We start from the raw sequence: 17,018 nt of genomic DNA on the forward strand, positions 1-17,018 counted from the left end.
GGCATCCGCGCTCACCATCCGGGCGCGCGCGACCCGCGCCGGCGGTACGGCGTGGCTCAGCCGGCGTCGACCAGCGTGCGGCGGACGGCGGCGAGCAGCTGCCCCAGGCCGAACGCGGCCAGCAGCACCCAGACGGCGGTCGCCATGGTGATGGTGCCGGCGGCCAGGTCCGGCTCGATCAGCCCGGTCAGCCCGGCCAGCAGCAGGCCGGCCAGGGCCACCGAGACGCGGGTCGGCCGCTCCCCCACCGTCACCGCCCCGATCTCGCGCATCCCGGCGGCGACCGACCGCGCGCGCACGTACTCGTGCAGCCAGGAGAGCCCGCCGGCGGCGGCCGCCAGCGCTCCCGGCGCGCCGATCAGCCAGAACGCGACCAGCCAGGCCGCCTCGCCGAGCCGGTCGGCCACCGAGTCGTAGACGTACCCGAGCCGGGTGGTGCGGTTGGTCGCCACCGCCACCGCGCCGTCGACGCTGTCCGCCACGGCGGCGAGCAACACGAACAGCGCGCCGAGGAACGGCCCGTCCTGCGGGCGTACGGCGAACAGCGGTACGCAGAAGCACAGCAGCACACCGACGACGGTGACCGCGGTCGGGCTGACCCGCAGCCGGCCCAGCACGTAGCCCACGTGGTACGCGAAGCGCAGCCAGGCGCGGACGACCGGAGCGGCGGCGCGCGGGTCGAAACCGCCGTGCAGGCGCGCCCAGGCCGTGGCGTACTGGTCCCAGTTCAGCTGTGTGCCCACCACGGCTCAACCGTCGCACCGATCGGGAGGTGTCGCGGCCCGTCCGCTCACACGCGGGCGCCGGCCCGCAGGTGCTGCCAGACCTCGCGGGTGGCGGTGGAGCGGTTGAGGGTGATGAAGTGGATCCCCGGCACGCCCTCGTCCAGCAGGCGCCCGCACATCTCGCTGGCCTGCTCGATGCCGAGCCGGCGGACCGCCTCCGGGTCGTCCGCGACCCGCTCGAAGCGCGCGGCCAGGGCCGGCGGGAAGGGCGCGCCGGAGAGCTGCGCCGACCGCTCGATGGTGCGGATCTGGGTCACCGGCATGACGCCGGGCAGGATCGGGGTGTCGCAGCCCGCCGCCGCCACCCGGTCGCGCAGCCGCAGGTAGTCGTCGGCGTCGAAGAACATCTGCGTGATCGCGAACTCGGCGCCGGCCCGGCACTTGCGGACGAAGTACGCCGTGTCGGTGGCGATGTCGGGCGAGCGGGGGTGCTTGTACGGGAAGGCCGCGACGCCGACGCTGAAGTCGCCCGAGTCCCGGACGAGACGGACCAGGTCCTCCGCGTAGTGCACGCCCTCCGGGTGCGGGACCCACTCGCCGGTCGGGTCGCCCGGCGGGTCGCCGCGCACCGCGAGCACGTTGCGCACGCCCGCGGCGGCCAGCCGGCCGATCACGTGCCGCAACTCGGCGACCGAGTGGTTGACCGCGGTCAGGTGCGCCATCGGCAGCAGCGTCGTCTCGGTGGCGATCCGCTCGGTGACGGCGACGGTCGTGTCCCGGGTCGAGCCGCCGGCGCCGTAGGTGATCGAGACGAACGACGGGCGCAGCGACTCCAGCTCGCGGATGGCCTGCCAGAGCAGCCGCTCGCCCTCGGGGGTCTTGGGCGGGAAGAACTCGAAGGAGAACGTCGGCTGGCGGTCACGGATCAGCTCCCCGATCGCCGGCTGCGGGTTGGGGAGGACCGAGGGGAGACCGAGCGCCACTCCCCGACTGTAACGGGCGGGGCCACCCGTACCCAGGTCTTCCCAAGCGGCGGACGGGTCCGCCGGGTGGCGGGGCGACGGTGAGCGGCCGGCGCGTCGCGTACCCGCCGGTACATCACGCACCGGCCGGACCGGCTAGCGTCGGGGCGTGACCCACGCTGCTCCCGTTTCCCCGGTCGACCGCGCCGGGCTGCGTCAACGCGTCGACAAGGCGCTGACCGAGTTCCTGGCCGCCCAACGCACCTGGATGACCGGCGTCGACGACGCCCTGGCCCCGCTCGCCGAGGCGATCGAGGCGTTCGTCCTCGGCGGCGGCAAGCGGCTCCGGCCGGCTTTCGCCTACTGGGGGTTTCGGGGTGCCGGCGGGGTCGACACCGACCAGGTGGTGACCGCCCTGTCCGCGCTGGAGTTCGTGCAGGCCAGCGCACTGATCCACGACGACCTGATGGACCGGTCGGACACCCGCCGGGGCGAGCCGGCGGTGCACCGGCGGTTCGCCGCCCGGCACCGGGCGGCCGGCTGGGGCGGGGACGCGGACGGGTTCGGCGACGCGGCGGCGATCCTCCTGGGCGACCTGTGCCTGGTCTGGTCGGATGAGCTGCTGCACTCCGCCGGGCTGGCTCCGCACACGGTGGCCCGGGCCCGGCCGGTGTTCGACCAGATGCGCACCGAGGTGACCGTGGGCCAGTACCTCGACGTGCTGACCCAGGCCACCGGTGACACCTCGCTCGAGCGGGCCGGGAAGGTGGCCCGCTACAAGTCGGCGAAGTACACGGTCGAACGCCCGCTGCTGCTCGGCGCCGCGCTGGCCGACGCCGCCCCCGACGTACGCGTGGCGTACTCCGCGTACGGGCTGCCGCTCGGCGAGGCGTTCCAGCTGCGCGACGACGTGCTCGGTGTCTTCGGCGACCCGGCGCAGACCGGCAAGCCGGCCGGTGACGACCTGCGCGAGGGCAAGCGCACGTACCTGGTGGCGGCGGCGCTGGAGGCGGTCGACGACGCCGGGCGGGAGGTGCTGCTCCGCGGCCTCGGTGACCCGGCGCTGGACGAGGCGGGGGTGGCCCGGCTGCGGGAGCTGATCGAGGCCAGCGGCGCGCTCGCCCGCACCGAGCAGCGGATCGGCACGCTCACCGACGCGGCGCTGGCCGCGCTGGCCACCGTCGACCTGGACACCGAGGCCCACCAGGCCCTGGTCGACCTGGCCATCGCCGCCACCCGCCGCCCCTCCTGAGCCCACCCCGCCCCGCGCCCGCACGCGCGCCGATCCCGCGGGTGGGGACGGGTGGGTCAGAAGCCCAGGGCTTGGGCTCGGCGTTTCACTTCACGGGCCTGGTCGCCGGCGAGGGCGGCGGCCGCGGTGCCGCCGGGGAGCGTGTCGTCGGGCTGGTACAGCCAGCGCAGGCTCTCCTCGTCGTCGTAGCCGGCGTCGGCCAGGAGGTTGAGCACCCCGGGCAGGTGCTTGAGCGCGCCCCCGGTCGCCACCAGGTCCGCCGGCACCCGGCGGACGCCGTCGCGACGGACCGCGATCAGCTCCCGGTCGCGGATCATCTGGTGGACCTTGCTGATCGGCAGGTCGAGACGCTCGGCGACGTCCGGCAGCGTCAGCCACTCGGCCGGTTCGGCGGCGGGGGTCCCGGCGGGTACGGAGTCGGTCACCCGACCACCCTGCCACGTCCGCCCCGGGATCCGACGACGGCACCCCGCAGCCGGCGGCCGGGCCCGGCGGGCGCCCCGGCGAGCGGGTCGGCGACCTTCCTCCCGGACCCCGGCGCCACCGCCCGGACCTGCGACGACATCGTCGTTGACGGTCGGCGGACCCGACCCGTCGGCCCTCGGCTGTAGCATCCTGTTCAACCTTCACCCCCTGGACACATAGACTCCCTGCCGATGGACACACAGGTCGCCGACACGTTGCTGGGCTCGCTGATCGACGGGCGCTACCGCATTCGCGGTCGCGTGGCCCGTGGCGGCATGGCGACCGTGTACACCGCCACCGACGAGCGCCTCGAGCGCACCGTCGCCGTGAAGATCATTCATCCGACCCACGGCCCGGACGCCCGGGGCCGGATGGCGGGCTTCGTGGAGCGCTTCACCGACGAGGCGAAGACGATCGCCCGGCTGACCCACCCCAACGTCGTCGCGGTCTACGACCAGGGCACCCACGCCGGCCGGCCGTACCTGGTGATGGAGTACGTGCGGGGTCGCACGCTGCGCGACGTGCTGGCCGAGCGGCGCCGGCTCAACCCGGACGAGGCCCTCGCGATCGCCGAGCAGATGCTGGCCGCGATCGCCGCGGCGCACCGGGCCGGGCTGGTCCACCGCGACGTCAAGCCGGAGAACGTGCTGGTCGCCGAGGCGCCGACCGGCGGGGTCGCCAACCTGGTCGACAGCGTGGTGAAGGTCGCCGACTTCGGGCTGGCCCGGGCGGTGGAGGCGAGCGCCGACGACGAGCACGGCAGCCAGCTCATGGCGACCGTCGCGTACGTCGCCCCGGAGCTGGTCACCCACGGCCACGCCGACCCGCGCACCGACGTCTACTCCGCGGGCATCGTGCTGTTCGAGATGCTGACCGGGCGCGTTCCGTACGACGGCGACCGCCCGGTCGAGGTGGCCTGGCAGCACGTGGACCGGGACGTGCCGGCACCCTCGACGCTGGTGCCGGGGCTGCCGAGGGCGCTCGACGACCTGGTCGCCCGGGCCACCCGGCGCGATCCGGGTGCCCGGCCGACGGACGCCGGGGCACTGCTGGCCGAGGTGCAGGTGGCCCGGGAAGACCTGGGCAACCCCAACACGCGTACGGCCGTGCTGCGCCGGGTGGCCGACGAGCCCCCGGTGGCCCAGCCCACCATGGTCGTCGCGGCCGTGCAGCCGGCCAACCGGCCGTCCTGGGCCCGCCTCCCCGACGGCGCGCCGCGCGGCGGCCGGCGGCGCGCGGCCCCCGACGACGGCGACATCTGGTCCCGACTCGCCGCGCTGCGGTCCAGCGTGCTGGGCGACCGGCGCGGCCGGATGGCGGTGGCCGCCGCCGTCGTGGTGCTCGGGCTGATGGCCGCGGTCGGCGGCTGGTGGGTCGGCGTCGGCCGGTACACGGTGGCGCCGCAGCTGGTGAGTCTCACCAAGGCCGATGCGGAGGCGCAGGCCGCGAAGGCCGGCCTCGACCTGCGGTACGCGGATCCGCGTCACGACGAGCAGGTCCCGAAGGACACCGTCCTGGCGCAGGACCCGGCGTCCGCCAGCCGCATCGAGAAGGGGGGCACGATCACGCTCACCCTCTCGCTGGGCCCGGAGCGCTTCCCGGTGCCGGATGTGGTGGGCAAGGAGTACGAGCTGGCCGCGACCGACCTGACGGACGCCAAGCTCACGGTGGTCAAGGGGGCCACCCGCTACGACGACAGCCTGCCGGAGGGGGTCGTGGTGGCGACCAACCCGAAGGCGGGCACCGAGGTCAAGCCGGGTGACGAGGTCACCGTCATCCTCAGCAAGGGCCGGGCACCGATCTCGGTGCCCAACCTTGTCGGCAAGAGCCTGGACGAGGCACGGCGGACCCTGGCCCGGCTCGGACTGGTGCTCGTCGAGCCGCCGACGGTGAAGGAGTCGGACAAGCCCAAGGACGAGGTCCTCGGGCAGAGCCCGGCCGACGGCACCGGTGTGGAGAAGGGCGCGCAGGTCCGGCTGGAGGTGAGCCAGGGCCCGCCGCTGGTCGTCGTTCCCCGCGTGATCGACCTGCCGTGCCCGCAGGCCAAACAGGTCCTCGAGGCTCAGGGCCATCCGGTGGCGGTGCAGTTCAACCCGAACGGCGTCGTCCGGTTCCAGAGCCCGGGTGAGAACTCGCAGGTGCCACCGGGCACCCAGATCACCCTCGGATGCCTGTGACGACGACGGCCCGGCCGGCCGGCCCGCACCCGCCGACGACGGCGCGGCCGGTCGGCACGCACACACCGACCTCGGGCGGCCTGGCGAAGGCGGCCCTGCCGTACGTCGACGCGGCGGGCTCGGAGGTCGTCCAGGTCTACGTGTCCAACTCGCGGGGCTGGGCGCTGCCGCCCGGCGACCCGGTGCAGGACGAGCTGTTCCGCACCGGCTGCGCCGACCGGGGCGTGCCCGTCTTCATCCACGCGTCGCTGCTGGTCAACCTGGGCTCCCCCACGGAGGCGACGGTGGAGCGGTCGGCCCTGACGCTGGCCCACGCGCTGCGCCGGGGCGCCGCGATCGGCGCCCAGGGGGTGGTGTTCCACGCCGGCAGCGCGGTCGACGCCGGGCACGCCGACGCGGCGATGCGGCAGGTCCGCGAGGCGTTGCTCCCGCTGCTGGACGCGGCGGGTGACGCGGGCGGGCCGATGCTGCTGGTCGAGCCGAGCGCGGGCGGCGGGCGGTCGCTCGCGTCCCGGGTGGAGCAGCTCGGGCCCTACCTCGACGCGGTCGACCGGCACCCGTGGCTCGGTGTCTGCTTCGACACCTGCCACGCCTGGGCGGCCGGGCACGACCTGGCCGTCGAGGGTGGCATGGCCGCCACGCTCGACACGCTGGTCGGGACCGTGGGTGCGGACCGGCTGCGGCTGGTGCACGCCAACGACTCGAAGGATCTGTGCGGCTCGACCCGGGACCGGCACGAGAACATCGGCAAGGGCGCCATCGGCGAGCCCGCGTTCGCGGAGCTGATGCGCCATCCGGCCACCGCCGGCGTACCGGTCGTGGTGGAGACGCCCACCGAGAGGCACGTGGGCCACGCCGCCGACGTCGCCACCCTCAAACGCCTGCGCCCCTGACCCCCACCCCCACCCCCCCCACCCCGCCCCACCCACCCCCGGTCCTCCCGCCCAAAACCGCGTTGATCAAGAGGTTTGCGTCGCCCGAACGCCGGAATCATGACCAGAACTTCTTGATCAACGGGCAGGGGGCCTGGGTGGGGGTGGGGTGGGGTGGGTGGGGTGGGGGGTGGGGGGTGGGGGATGCTCCTATGGATGTCAAGCAGCGAGTTCAAGATCGTTTGCTGTGATGATCTGATAGAGCTCGCGGGCGACGTATCGCTTTAGGCATCGAATGATCTCTTTCTTGGACAGGCCTTCTTTGGTGCGTCGCTCGGCGTAGGCGCGGGTGCGGGGGTCCCAGCGAAGGCGGCAGAGCACGACGCGGTAGAGGGCGGCGTTGGCCTGCCGGTCACCGCCGCGGTTGAGCCGGTACCGGGTGGTCTTGCCCGACGAGGCGGGGATCGGGGCGACGCCGCAGAGCATGGCGAACGCGGTCTCGGAGTTGAGTCGGGCGTGGTTTTCGCCGGCGCTGACGAGCAGTTGGCCGGCGGTGTCGGCGCCGACGCCGTTGGCGGCCAGCAGGCCGGGGTTGATGGCGGCGACGAGAGGCTGCAGCAGTTCGTCCAGGTCGGCGATCTCGGTGGTGAGCTGTTGGTGGCGGCGGGCCAGAGCACGCAGGGCGAGCTTGACGGCGGTGGCCGGGGTGGCGGCGTCGGCCCGGTCGGGTCGCAGGTTCGCGCAGGTGGCGATCAGCTGCTTGACGGTGAGACCGCACAGCCGGGCACGCAGTTCGTCGGGGGCGGTGACGATCAGGCTTTTGATCTGGCGTTGGGTGTCGGCGCGCTGGTCGACCGCGCTGCGCCGGGCCACCCGTAGGTTGCGCAGTGCTTCGACGCGGCCGTCGCGCTGCTTGGGGATGCCGGTGCGTTCCCCGGCCAGGGCGGCCTTGGCGGCCTGAATGGCGTCGATCGGGTCAGACTTGCCCTGGAACCGGCGGGTCTTGCGGTCCGGGCGGTCAACCTCGATCACGTCGACGTCCTCGTCGCGCAGCAGGCGAGCGAGTCCCGCGCCGTAGGCGCCGGTGCCCTCGACCCCCACGCGCAGCAGCCGGCCGAACCCGCGCATCCAGGCCAGCAGGGCGGCGTATCCGGCCGCCGTGGCGGGGAGCTGCTGGGTGCCTAGCACCCGCCCGACCAGGTCGATCACCGCTGCAGTGTGGGTGTCCTGGTGGGTGTCGACTCCACCGACGACCTCGATCGCGGCTTCTTCAGGTGTAATAGAGGGCATCGTCGTCCTGTCGCTCGTGACTGTGGGCAGGGCGGCACGCACCAGCCGGGCAACGCGGACAAGACAGAGATGGGGCCTCTGGCCAGGCTCCTATTAAGTCACAACGCCACGTCCAGTGAGTGCACGAGCACCTCCCGACCGAGGCCGACAAATCCCGTGAAGGACCCGAAGTCAGTCAGGCGCTGGGTCAGACCCCGGCGGGAGGTGCTCATGAACATCATCTCTGTCAGGCGCGCAGGGCGCGGGTTAGGGCGTCGATCGCGCGGCTGATGGCGGCGTCGTCGACGTCCATGTGGGTGACCAGGCGGGCGGTACGGGGGCCGAGCACCGAGACCAGGACGCCCTCCGCACGGGCGGCGGCGGCGAGACCGTGCGCGTCCTGGGGGTGCTTGCCGAGGTCCAGCGGGACGATGTTCGTCCGGACCGGACCGGCCAGCACGCCGAACGGGGCGACCGCCTCGGCGAGCCGGGCCGCCTTAGCGTGGTCCTCGGCGAGCCGCTCGACGTGGTGCGCGAGGGCGTACCGGCCGGCCGCGGCGAGGACCCCCGCCTGCCGCATCCCGCCGCCCATCCGCTTGCGGATGAACCGGGCCCGCTCGATCCGGTCGGCGCCACCCACCACCAGCGAGCCGACCGGCGCGCCGAGGCCCTTGGACAGGCAGACCGACAGGGTGTCGAAGAGTCCGCCGTACGTCGCCAGGGGCACCCGGTCGGCGACGTGCGCGTGCCAGATCCGGGCGCCGTCGCAGTGCAGCGCCAGCCGCGCGTCGTCGGCGACGCGCCGCAGCTCGCGCAGCGTGTCCAGCGGGATGATCCCGCCGCCGCCCCGGTTGTGGGTCTGCTCGACGGCGATGGCGCGGGTGGGCACCGCCCAGTAGCCGTCCGGCCGGATCATGGCGGCGACCGCGTCGGGGTCGACGTCCGCGCCGACCGCCGGCCAGGTCCGCGACGAGATGCCACCGTACGCGGCGGCGGCGCCGATCTCGTACGTCACCACGTGCGCGTCGGCGTCGCAGAGCAGCTCGTTGCCGGGCGACACCAGCAGTTGCAGGGCGATCTGGTTGGCCATCGAGCCGGTCGGGCAGAACAGCGCCGCCTCGTGCCCGAAGAGCGCGGCGACCTCGGCCTCGAGGGCGTTGACGGTCGGGTCCTCGCCGTACACGTCGTCGCCGACGTCGGCGGTGGCCATGGCCTCCCGCATCCCGGCGGTCGGCCGGGTGACGGTGTCCGAACGAAGATCGATCAGGTCAGTCACGGTCGTCCTCTCGGTTGCCGACTGCGGGGCTCGCAAGCGCACTCCTCGCGTCAGCCACTGTCATCCTCTCGGTCGCCGACTGCGGGGCTCGCAAGCGCACTCCTCGCGTCAGCCACGGAGCATCTCCGCGACGAGGAAGGCCAGCTCCAGCGACTGCTGGGTGTTCAGCCGCGGGTCGCAGGCGGTCTCGTACCGGCCGGGCAGGTCCAGGTCGTCGATGCCCTGGGCGCCGCCGAGGCACTCGGTGACGTCCTCGCCGGTCAGTTCGACGTGCAGGCCACCGGGGTGGGTGTCCAGGCCGCGGTGCACCTCGAAGTAGCCCAGCACCTCGTCGACGATCCGGTCGAAGTGCCGGGTCTTGTAGCCGTTGGACGACTCGTGGGTGTTGCCGTGCATCGGGTCGCACTGCCACACCACCTTCGCGCCGGCGGCGGTGACCTTGGCGACGATCGGGGGGAGCACGTCCCGCACCCGGTGGTTGCCCATCCGGCTGATCAGGGTGAGCCGTCCCGGCACATTGTCGGGGTTGAGCTTCTCGCAGAGCTCGATCGCCTCGTCCGGGGTGGTGGTCGGGCCGAGCTTGACGCCGATCGGGTTGGCGATCCGGGAGATGAAGTCGATGTGCGCCCCGTCGATCTGCCGGGTGCGCTCGCCGATCCACAGGAAGTGCCCGGACAGCCCGTACGCCCGGTTGCCCGAGACCCGGGTCAGCGCCCGGTCGTACTCGAGGGCGAGCGCCTCGTGGGAGCAGTAGAGGGTGACGGTGCGCAGCGCCTCGTCGTCGGTCATCCCGCAGGCCCGGATGAACGCCAGGGCCCGGTCGATCTCCCGGGCGATCGCCTCGTACCGCTCGCCGGCCGGCGAGTTGCGCACGAACCCCTTGTTCCAGTCGTGCACGGCGTGCAGGTCCGCCAGGCCGCCGGCCAGGTACGCGCGGAGCATGTTCATGGCGGCGGCGGAGTTCGCGTACGCCCGGATCATGCGCTGCGGATCGGCGACCCGCGCCTCCGGCGTGGCCTCCAACGAGTTGATCATGTCGCCGCGGTACGCCGGCAGTCCGCGCGCGTCGGTCGGCAGCGACCGCGGCTTGGTGTACTGCCCGGCGACCCGGGCGACCTTGACCACCGGCAGCGAGGCGCCGTAGGTCAGCACGATCGCCATCTGCAGCAGCGTGCGGGCGTTCGCGAGCAGGTGGCTCTCGGTGTTGTCGGCGAACGTCTCCGCGCAGTCGCCGCCCTGCAGCAGGAACGCCTTGCCCTCGCAGACCAGCGCGAGCTTCTGGCGGAGCTGGTCGACCTCGTAGGGCGCCACGACCGACGGCACGTTCTCCAGCACCTTGCAGACCTCGGCGACCTGGGCCGCGTCCGGCCAGGGCGGGGTCTGGGCGCGGGGCAGGTCGCGCCAACGGTCCAGACCGAGGGCGGCGTCCTCGGCGGAGTCGACGGTCGGCCGGCTGGTCTGCAGCACGGGGCTGCCGACGGCCGGATGGCTCAGCTGATGCCACTCATGGCGCATGACAGAAAGCGTACGGCGACCGACCCGGCCGCCGGCCGGCGAGGGGGACCGTTCCGTCGGGTGAGAGATCCCTCACCGCGGGTCAGGGCGTGACGGCTGGGCTGGGGGTGTGGCCGCCGGGCGCCTCCGCGGCGATGCACCAGTCGGCGCCGTCCCGGGTGACCGTGAACAGCAGCGGGCGGGTCAGCTTGCGCGTGCCGGCGGTCACCGACACCGTCGCGCTCACCTCCTGGCCCTGCGGGCCCGGCCGGATGTCGGTGATCTGCGCCTGCGGCACCTCGAAGTGGTCGGCGAAGTCGCCGTTCGGCCCGGTGGCGGCGGCGTCGAACGCCTCGTGCAACACCGCGCAGAGCTGGCTGCGCCCGGCGGCCGCGTCCTTGGCCGCCATGGCGTCGAGGTACGCCTGCACCCGCTCCCGGGCCTTGGCCGAGGCCTCCGCGGCGGGCGCCCGGCCGGGCCGCTCCGCCGGCTGGTCGTCGCCGCCGAGCCCGCAGCCGAGCAGAAGCACCGGCAGGGTCGCGCCGAGCGCCCCGACCGCCAGCCTCCGGTACGCCGTACGCATGCCACCTCCGAACGGTCAGGGACAGCCAACCCCGTCGAGCGGCGAGTCTGTCACATCCGACCCGTCACCCGCCCGTAGGGAAGGGCCCGTTCGCCACCCTCTCGGCCGCGCACCCGGGCGGGGAGGGACCGGTGTGCGGTCCCTCCCCGCCGGGTGGGTGGTGCGTCGGCCTCCGGACTAGCCGAGACCGCCCTTGATGGCGCCGATCAGCTCGCCGTTGCTGGTGTCGCCGGAGAGCTCCCAGAAGAACGCGCCACCGAGGCCCTGGTTCTTCGCGTACGTCATCTTTCCGCCGATCGTGGCCGGTGTGTCGTAGCTCCACCAGTTGCTGCCGCACTTGGCGTACGCCGTGCCGCCGACCGTGCCGGTCGCCGGGCAGGAGTTCTTGAGCACCTTGTAGTCCTCGATGCCCTGTTCATAGGTGCCCGGGGCGGGACCGGTCGCGGTGCCGCCCGGCGCGGTCTGGGTCACCCCGGTCCAGCCCCGACCGTAGAAGCCGACGCCGAGCAGGAGCTTGTTGGCGGGGATGCCCTTGCTCTTGAGCTTCTGGATCGCCGCGTCGGACCAGAAGCCCTGCTGCGGGATGCCCGGGTACGAGTGGAGCGGGGAGTGCGGGGCGGTCGGACCCTGCGCGTTGAAGGCGCCGAAGTAGTCGTACGTCATCGGCATGATCCAGTTGAGGTGCTGTGCCGCGCCGGCGTAGTCGGCGGCGTCGATCTTGCCGCCGTTGCTGCCGTCGGCGGTGATGGCCGCGGTGACCAGGGCTGACGAGCCGAAGCGCGAGCGCAGCGCGCTGGCCAGGTTCCGGAACGCGTTCGGGCCGCTGGAGTCGCAGGTGAGACCGCAGGCGTTCGGGTACTCCCAGTCGATGTCGATACCGTCGAACACGTCCGCCCAGCGCGGGTCCTCGACCAGGTTGTAGCAGCTCTCGGCGAACGCGGCCGGGTTCTGCGCGGCCTGGGTGAAGCCGCCGGACCAGGTCCAGCCGCCGAAGGACCAGATCACCTTGAGGTGCGGGTACATCCGCTTGAGCTTGCGCAGCTGGTTGAAGCTGCCGCGCAGCGGCTGGTCCCAGGTGTCGGCGACGCCGTCGACGCTGTCCGCCGCGGTGTACGCCTTCTCGTAGTCGGCGTAGCTGTCGCCGATGGTGCAGCGCCCGCCGGTGGTGTTGCCGAAGGCGTACAGGATGTGCGTCAGCTTCGAGGCTGAGCCGCTGGTGTGGATGTTCTTGACGTGGTAGTTGCGGGCGTAGACGCCCCACTGCGCGAAGTAGCCGACGACCTTCTTGCCGCCCGGGTCCGGCGGCGGGGTGGTCGGGGGCGCGGTGGTGGGCGGCGCCGTGGTCGGTGGGGCGGTGGTGGGCGGTGCCGTGGTGGGCGGAGCGGTGGTGGTGGGCGGCGTCCCGCCGGCGCAGGGCACGCCGTTGATGGTGCAGTTCAGCGGCGCCCGGTACGGGCCGCTGCCGTTGTAGCCCCAGTTGAACGTGGCGCCCGGGGCCAGGGGGCCGGCCCAGCTCTTCTTGACCGCGACGTAGTGGTTGCCGGTGCGGGTGACGTCGGCGTCCCAGAAGCTGCTGATGCTGGTGCCCGTGGGCAGGTCGAACTCGATGCGCCAGGTGCTCACCGACGTGCTCGAGCCGTTGGTGACCGTCACCCGCGTCTCGTGACCGGTCCCCCAGTCCTGCACCCGGGTGAAGGCGGCGGTGACACTGCCGGCCCCGAACGCCGAGGCCATCGGGACGGTCGCGGCCGTCAGCGCGACCACGGCGCCGACCCAGAGGGCCCGGCGGAGCGATCTCTTCATGTGGCGTCTCCCCAAACAGTTAGGAAACTTTCCAGAATGATGGGGTGACGCTACTCAGGCGTCACCACTTCGTCAAGATGTACATGCTTCGATTTGCGCTGGGTGCCGACGCGGGCCACCTCGCCCGCCGCCTGGACCGCGAGCCCGCCGCGAGCCGGGACCGCACCCGCCCCCGGCGAACGACCCGCGACCGGGCGTCGCCGGCCCCCGCCGAGCGGGACCGGACGCCACGCTCGGCATTTCGAGAGCGGTCGACACGTGCCGGACCACCGAAACCCGCGGCGCCGAGGAACTGTCCATGTAGGTCGCGTGTAGGTCCTGCATAGGTTTCATGTAGATCCTATGAAGGTTTCATGAAAGCGGAATTCTGTATCGCCTTTAGGCGCGGCGCCGATAAGTGCGCAGACGTCTCCCCGACACCCCCGGAAACCGACCTCGCGACGCAATTAACCGGAACGGCGGACGGGTGCGGAACGGGGCTGACGGTCACCCCGAGGCGACCAGCCGATCGGGTCACTCCGATCACCCACCGTCAAACCACCCGTCCGTTTGGGGAGCGATTGTCCGCAGAAGCGCGGCTCCGCGCCGCGCCTTCCCGGCCTACGCATTTCGAGCGGTAATCGCGGTGAATCACCGATGGACGAATACGCTGCGAAAATCACCTGGCCCCATTCGGGGCGTTACCACTGTCACTCCCCGTGCAACAAGACGGCAACGAGGTTGCCATTCGGGGACCGGCGTCGGGTAGGGTCGGCCAGGTTCCGCCCACCCGGGACTGTCCCGACCCGGCAGCCCGACGACTTGATTGATGCCGATGGCCGACAGGCCCCTGCACATCGTTGGAAATGGTCGTCACGCCGGATGTCCCTTGGAATGGAGACCGTGTCCGCACTCAGAGTGAAATCGCTGTACAAGATTTACGGCAACCGCGCCGAGAGGGCGGTCGAGCTTCTCCGCGACGGCGCGCACCGCGATGAGAAGCTGGCCGGCCAGTCCGTCACGGCCGCGGTCATCGACGCGAACTTCGAGGTCCGGCGCGGCGAGATCTTCGTGGTCATGGGGCTGTCCGGTTCGGGGAAGTCCACCCTGATCCGGATGCTCAACGGACTGCTGACCCCGACCGAGGGCACGGTGGAGGTCGACGGGGTCGACATCACCAAGCTCAAGCCGGCCGCGCTGCGCAAGCTGCGCCGCGAGAAGATCAGCATGGTCTTCCAGCACTTCGCCCTCCTGCCCCACCGGTCGGTGTTGGACAACGCCGGCTACGCGCTCGAGGTCGCCGGCCTGCCCAGGCCCGAGCGCCGGGAGCGGGCGCTGCAGGCGCTGCGGATGGTCGGCCTGGACAACTGGGCGGACAAGCTGCCGCAGGAGCTGTCCGGCGGCATGCGCCAGCGGGTCGGCCTGGCCCGCGCGCTCGCCGCCGGCACCGACATCATGCTGATGGACGAGGCGTTCTCCGCGCTCGATCCGCTCATCCGCCGCGAGGTCCAGGACCAGCTGATCGAACTGCAGGCCCAACTGGGCAAGACGATCGTGTTCATCACCCACGACCTCAACGAGGCGATGCGCCTGGGTGACCGCATCGCGGTCATGCGGGACGGCCGGATCGTCCAGATCGGCACCGCCGAGGAGATCCTCACCGACCCGTCCAACGACTACGTCGCCCAGTTCGTCGCCGACGTCGACCGGACCCGGATCCTCACCGCGTCGTCGGTCATGGAACGGCCGCTCGGTGTCGTGGACGTGAACTCCGGACCCCGGGTGGCCGCCCGGATCCTGCGCGAGACCCAGACGGCGGCCGTCTACGTCACCGGGCGGGACAAGAAGTTCCTCGGGATCGTGACCGCCGACGCCGCCGCCGAGTCGGTCCGGAAGGGCCGGCAGGACCTCCGGGAGATCGTGTCGACCGAGGACGTCCGGAGCGTCGGCGACGACACGCCCGTGGCCGACATCTTCGCCCCCTGCGCGGAGAGCCCGTACCCGGTCGCCGTGGTCGACTCCGCCGGGCGGCTGTCCGGCGTGATCCCGCGGGTCACGCTGCTCAGCGCGCTCGGCAGCCTCAGCACCGACACCGCCGACGACCGGACCGGGTCACCGCCCGACGCGTCGGCCGGATCGACGCCGACCGAAGGCGACGCAGCGACCGTACCGGCCCAGACCGTGGCCGCAGCACCCGTCCGGCTGGAGGGAGAGCCCGCATGAACAGCGCTGACGGACTGGACGGCCTGCTGCCCTACGTCCCGATCGGCGAGGTGTTCGAGGCCGGTGTCGACTGGTCGACCGAGCACCTCTCCGCGGTCTTCGCCGGCATCGCCTCATTCGTCGAATCGCTGGTCGGGCCGCTGGCTGACCTGCTGACCGCGCCGCCGGCGATCGTCGTGGTGCTGCTCTTCGCCGGTCTCGGGTGGTGGCTGCGCGGCTGGAAGTTCGGCCTCGGCACGGCTCTCGGGCTCGGCATGGTGGCCGGGATGCCGATCTGGGCACAGACCATGAGCACGCTGGCGCTGGTCCTGGTGGCCAGTGGGCTCGCGCTGCTGCTCGCCGTACCGTTGGGCATCTTCATCGCGGAGAACCCGCGCGCCTCGGCAGTCGTCCGGCCGGTGCTGGACCTGATGCAGACGATGCCCGCGTTCGTCTACCTGATCCCGGCCATCTTCTTCTTCGGCGTCGGCGTCGTGCCCGGCGCGCTGGCCACCGTGGTGTTCAGCATGCCGCCCGGCGTACGCCTGACCGAGCTGGGCCTGCGCCAGGTCGATCGGGAGGTCGTCGAGGCCGGCGAGGCGTTCGGCGCGTCCCCCTGGACGATCCTGCTGCGCACCAAGCTGCCGCTGGCCCTGCCCACCATCATGACCGGCGTCAACCAGGTCATCATGCTGGCGCTGTCGATGGTGGTGATCGCCGGGATGGTCGGTGCCGGCGGTCTCGGCGAGGTGATCACCACGGCACTCTTCCGGGCCCAGGTCGGCGCCGGTTTCGAGGGCGGCATCGCCGTGGTGATCCTGGCGGTGGTGCTCGACCGGCTGACCGACTCGATCGGCGCGCGCACCCCGTCGGCGAAGGCGCAACGCGCCATGCAGCAGGCCTGATCCCCCGTCCTGAACCAAGCAGGGAAGTCACGGTGCCGGTGCCCTGCCTCGCTCCCGCGAGTCCCGCCGGCGTAGCGGCAACAAGGAAAGGAACTCCACATGTGGGGCAGAAATGTTCTGCGTCGGGTCGCGCTGGCGGCCACGGCCGCCTTGGCGCTGACCGGCGTCGCCGCCTGCGGCGATGACTCCGGCGACTCCGCCGGCGACAAGAAGAAGATCTCCATCGGCTACATGGCCTGGGACGAGGCCATCGCCGCCTCCTACCTCTGGAGCAACCTGCTGGAGGAGAAGGGCTACGAGGTCGAGCTCAAGAACGTCGAGGCCGGGGTCGTCTACCAGGGTCTGTCGACCGGGGACATCGACCTGTTCCTCGACAGCTGGCTGCCGCAGACCCACGCCGACTACATGGAGCGGTACGGCGACAAGATCGAGAAGGTCGGTGTCTGGTACGACAACGCCAGCCTGAGCATCGCCGTGCCGGAGTACGTCACGGGCGTCGACTCGCTGGCCGACCTGGCCGCGAACGCCGACACGTTCAAGGGCGAGATCATCGGCATCGAGGCCGGCGCCGGCCTGACCGCCGCCACCCAGGACAAGGTGATCCCGGAGTACGGCCTCACCGGCAAGCTGAGCCTGAAGACCTCGTCGACCCCGGCCATGCTGGCCGCGCTGGACGGCGCGATCAAGGACAAGAAGCCGATCGTGGTGACCCTGTGGCACCCGCACTGGGCCTACGCGAAGTACCAGCTGAAGGACCTGGCGGACCCGAAGGGCACGCTCGGCGGGGCCGAGGAGATCAACACCCTGGCCCGGAAGGGCTTCAGCGAGGACTTCCCCGAGGTCACCGAGATGCTGAAGAAGTTCAAGATGGACGACCAGCAGCTCGGCACGCTCGAGGACCTGATGTTCAACGTCCACAAGGACGACGAGGCGAAGGCCGTCGAGGAGTGGCTGAAGGCCAACCCGGACTTCGCCACCTCGGTGGGCGGCGGAACCGCCTGATCCCCCACTGAGCGATCAGCCGCCGGGACGGGGCCGGCTCGTCCCCTCCCGG

The 17,018-nt window shown here is 72.2% G+C and carries 14 protein-coding genes; 6 read left to right on the forward strand and 8 right to left on the reverse strand.

What is annotated here, in order from left to right; all coding sequences use genetic code 11:
• Positions 1 to 56: 56 nt before the first annotated feature.
• Both EV376_RS27395 and metF read right to left on the reverse strand, forming a co-directional pair.
• A complete protein-coding gene (locus EV376_RS27395) occupies positions 57 to 746 on the reverse strand; it encodes a CDP-alcohol phosphatidyltransferase family protein (protein WP_130327922.1) in 690 nt (229 codons plus the stop codon).
• 44 nt (positions 747 to 790) lie between these two features.
• Complete coding sequence (metF, locus tag EV376_RS27400) at positions 791 to 1,708, reverse strand: methylenetetrahydrofolate reductase [NAD(P)H] (protein WP_130327924.1); 918 nt, start codon at positions 1,706 to 1,708, stop codon at positions 791 to 793.
• A gap of 148 nt (positions 1,709 to 1,856) precedes the next feature.
• Here metF and EV376_RS27405 point away from each other — a divergent pair, with 148 nt between their 5' ends.
• Positions 1,857 to 2,939 carry a polyprenyl synthetase family protein gene (locus EV376_RS27405; RefSeq protein ID WP_130327926.1) on the forward strand — a complete coding sequence of 361 codons (1,083 nt, stop codon included), beginning with the start codon at positions 1,857 to 1,859 and terminating at the stop codon, positions 2,937 to 2,939.
• A gap of 56 nt (positions 2,940 to 2,995) precedes the next feature.
• Here the strand turns inward: EV376_RS27405 and EV376_RS27410 are convergent, their stop codons facing one another.
• Positions 2,996 to 3,364, reverse strand: a complete 369-nt coding sequence (locus tag EV376_RS27410; protein WP_130327928.1) for an Rv2175c family DNA-binding protein — start codon at positions 3,362 to 3,364, stop codon at positions 2,996 to 2,998.
• Positions 3,365 to 3,595: 231 nt separating this feature from the next.
• Between EV376_RS27410 and pknB the strand changes: the two genes are divergently transcribed.
• Positions 3,596 to 5,581, forward strand: coding sequence for a Stk1 family PASTA domain-containing Ser/Thr kinase (pknB, locus tag EV376_RS27415; RefSeq protein WP_130327930.1), 1,986 nt, complete (start codon positions 3,596 to 3,598; stop codon positions 5,579 to 5,581).
• On the forward strand, positions 5,572 to 6,474 hold the full coding sequence (locus tag EV376_RS27420) for a deoxyribonuclease IV (RefSeq protein ID WP_130327932.1): 903 nt from the start codon (positions 5,572 to 5,574) through the stop codon (positions 6,472 to 6,474). The genes pknB and EV376_RS27420 overlap by 10 nt, the downstream gene beginning before the upstream one ends.
• Positions 6,475 to 6,672: 198 nt before the next feature.
• On the opposite strand, the gene EV376_RS27425 is transcribed toward EV376_RS27420, so the two are convergent.
• From EV376_RS27425 to EV376_RS27445, 5 genes are all read right to left on the reverse strand, one after another.
• Complete coding sequence (locus EV376_RS27425; RefSeq protein WP_130326087.1) at positions 6,673 to 7,743, reverse strand: IS110 family RNA-guided transposase; 1,071 nt, start codon at positions 7,741 to 7,743, stop codon at positions 6,673 to 6,675.
• Positions 7,744 to 7,969: 226 nt separating this feature from the next.
• Complete coding sequence (locus EV376_RS27430) at positions 7,970 to 8,989, reverse strand: GntG family PLP-dependent aldolase (RefSeq protein WP_130328895.1); 1,020 nt, start codon at positions 8,987 to 8,989, stop codon at positions 7,970 to 7,972.
• A 117-nt stretch (positions 8,990 to 9,106) separates the two neighbouring features.
• On the reverse strand, positions 9,107 to 10,513 hold the full coding sequence (locus tag EV376_RS27435) for a class II 3-deoxy-7-phosphoheptulonate synthase (RefSeq protein WP_130327934.1): 1,407 nt from the start codon (positions 10,511 to 10,513) through the stop codon (positions 9,107 to 9,109).
• Positions 10,514 to 10,595: 82 nt separating this feature from the next.
• The gene (locus EV376_RS27440; protein ID WP_130327936.1) at positions 10,596 to 11,075 is read right to left on the reverse strand and encodes a nuclear transport factor 2 family protein; all 480 of its coding nucleotides are present in this window, start codon (positions 11,073 to 11,075) and stop codon (positions 10,596 to 10,598) included.
• Positions 11,076 to 11,252: 177 nt separating this feature from the next.
• Positions 11,253 to 12,878, reverse strand: a complete 1,626-nt coding sequence (locus tag EV376_RS27445; RefSeq protein ID WP_130327938.1) for a glycosyl hydrolase family 18 protein — start codon at positions 12,876 to 12,878, stop codon at positions 11,253 to 11,255.
• Between the two features lie 873 nt (positions 12,879 to 13,751).
• On the opposite strand from EV376_RS27445, the gene EV376_RS27450 reads away from it, so the two are divergent.
• The 3 genes from EV376_RS27450 (at position 13,752) to EV376_RS27460 (ending at position 16,966) form a co-directional block, all read left to right on the forward strand.
• Positions 13,752 to 15,080 (forward strand): quaternary amine ABC transporter ATP-binding protein, encoded by a 1,329-nt coding sequence (locus EV376_RS27450; protein ID WP_130327940.1) that lies wholly within the window; start codon positions 13,752 to 13,754, stop codon positions 15,078 to 15,080.
• On the forward strand, positions 15,077 to 15,964 hold the full coding sequence (locus EV376_RS27455; protein ID WP_130327942.1) for an ABC transporter permease: 888 nt from the start codon (positions 15,077 to 15,079) through the stop codon (positions 15,962 to 15,964). Before EV376_RS27450 ends, EV376_RS27455 begins: the two co-directional genes overlap by 4 nt.
• Before the next feature lie 99 nt (positions 15,965 to 16,063).
• On the forward strand, positions 16,064 to 16,966 hold the full coding sequence (locus tag EV376_RS27460) for a glycine betaine ABC transporter substrate-binding protein (protein WP_130327944.1): 903 nt from the start codon (positions 16,064 to 16,066) through the stop codon (positions 16,964 to 16,966).
• The last annotated feature ends 52 nt before the right edge of the window (positions 16,967 to 17,018 follow it).

The sequence above is a fragment of the Micromonospora sp. CNZ295 genome, from assembly GCF_004217535.1.

Excerpts from the sequence above, each read along its gene's own strand:
- pknB (WP_130327930.1), top strand. The coding sequence starts at position 3,596 with ATGGACACACAGGTCGCCGACACGTTGCTGGGCTCGCTGATCGACGGG.
- EV376_RS27420 (WP_130327932.1), top strand. The coding sequence starts at position 5,572 with ATGCCTGTGACGACGACGGCCCGGCCGGCCGGCCCGCACCCGCCGACG.
- EV376_RS27425 (WP_130326087.1), bottom strand. The coding sequence starts at position 7,743 with ATGCCCTCTATTACACCTGAAGAAGCCGCGATCGAGGTCGTCGGTGGA.
- EV376_RS27435 (WP_130327934.1), bottom strand. The coding sequence starts at position 10,513 with ATGCGCCATGAGTGGCATCAGCTGAGCCATCCGGCCGTCGGCAGCCCC.
- EV376_RS27440 (WP_130327936.1), bottom strand. The coding sequence starts at position 11,075 with ATGCGTACGGCGTACCGGAGGCTGGCGGTCGGGGCGCTCGGCGCGACC.
- EV376_RS27445 (WP_130327938.1), bottom strand. The coding sequence starts at position 12,878 with ATGAAGAGATCGCTCCGCCGGGCCCTCTGGGTCGGCGCCGTGGTCGCG.
- EV376_RS27450 (WP_130327940.1), top strand. The coding sequence starts at position 13,752 with ATGGAGACCGTGTCCGCACTCAGAGTGAAATCGCTGTACAAGATTTAC.
- EV376_RS27455 (WP_130327942.1), top strand. The coding sequence starts at position 15,077 with ATGAACAGCGCTGACGGACTGGACGGCCTGCTGCCCTACGTCCCGATC.
- EV376_RS27460 (WP_130327944.1), top strand. The coding sequence starts at position 16,064 with ATGTGGGGCAGAAATGTTCTGCGTCGGGTCGCGCTGGCGGCCACGGCC.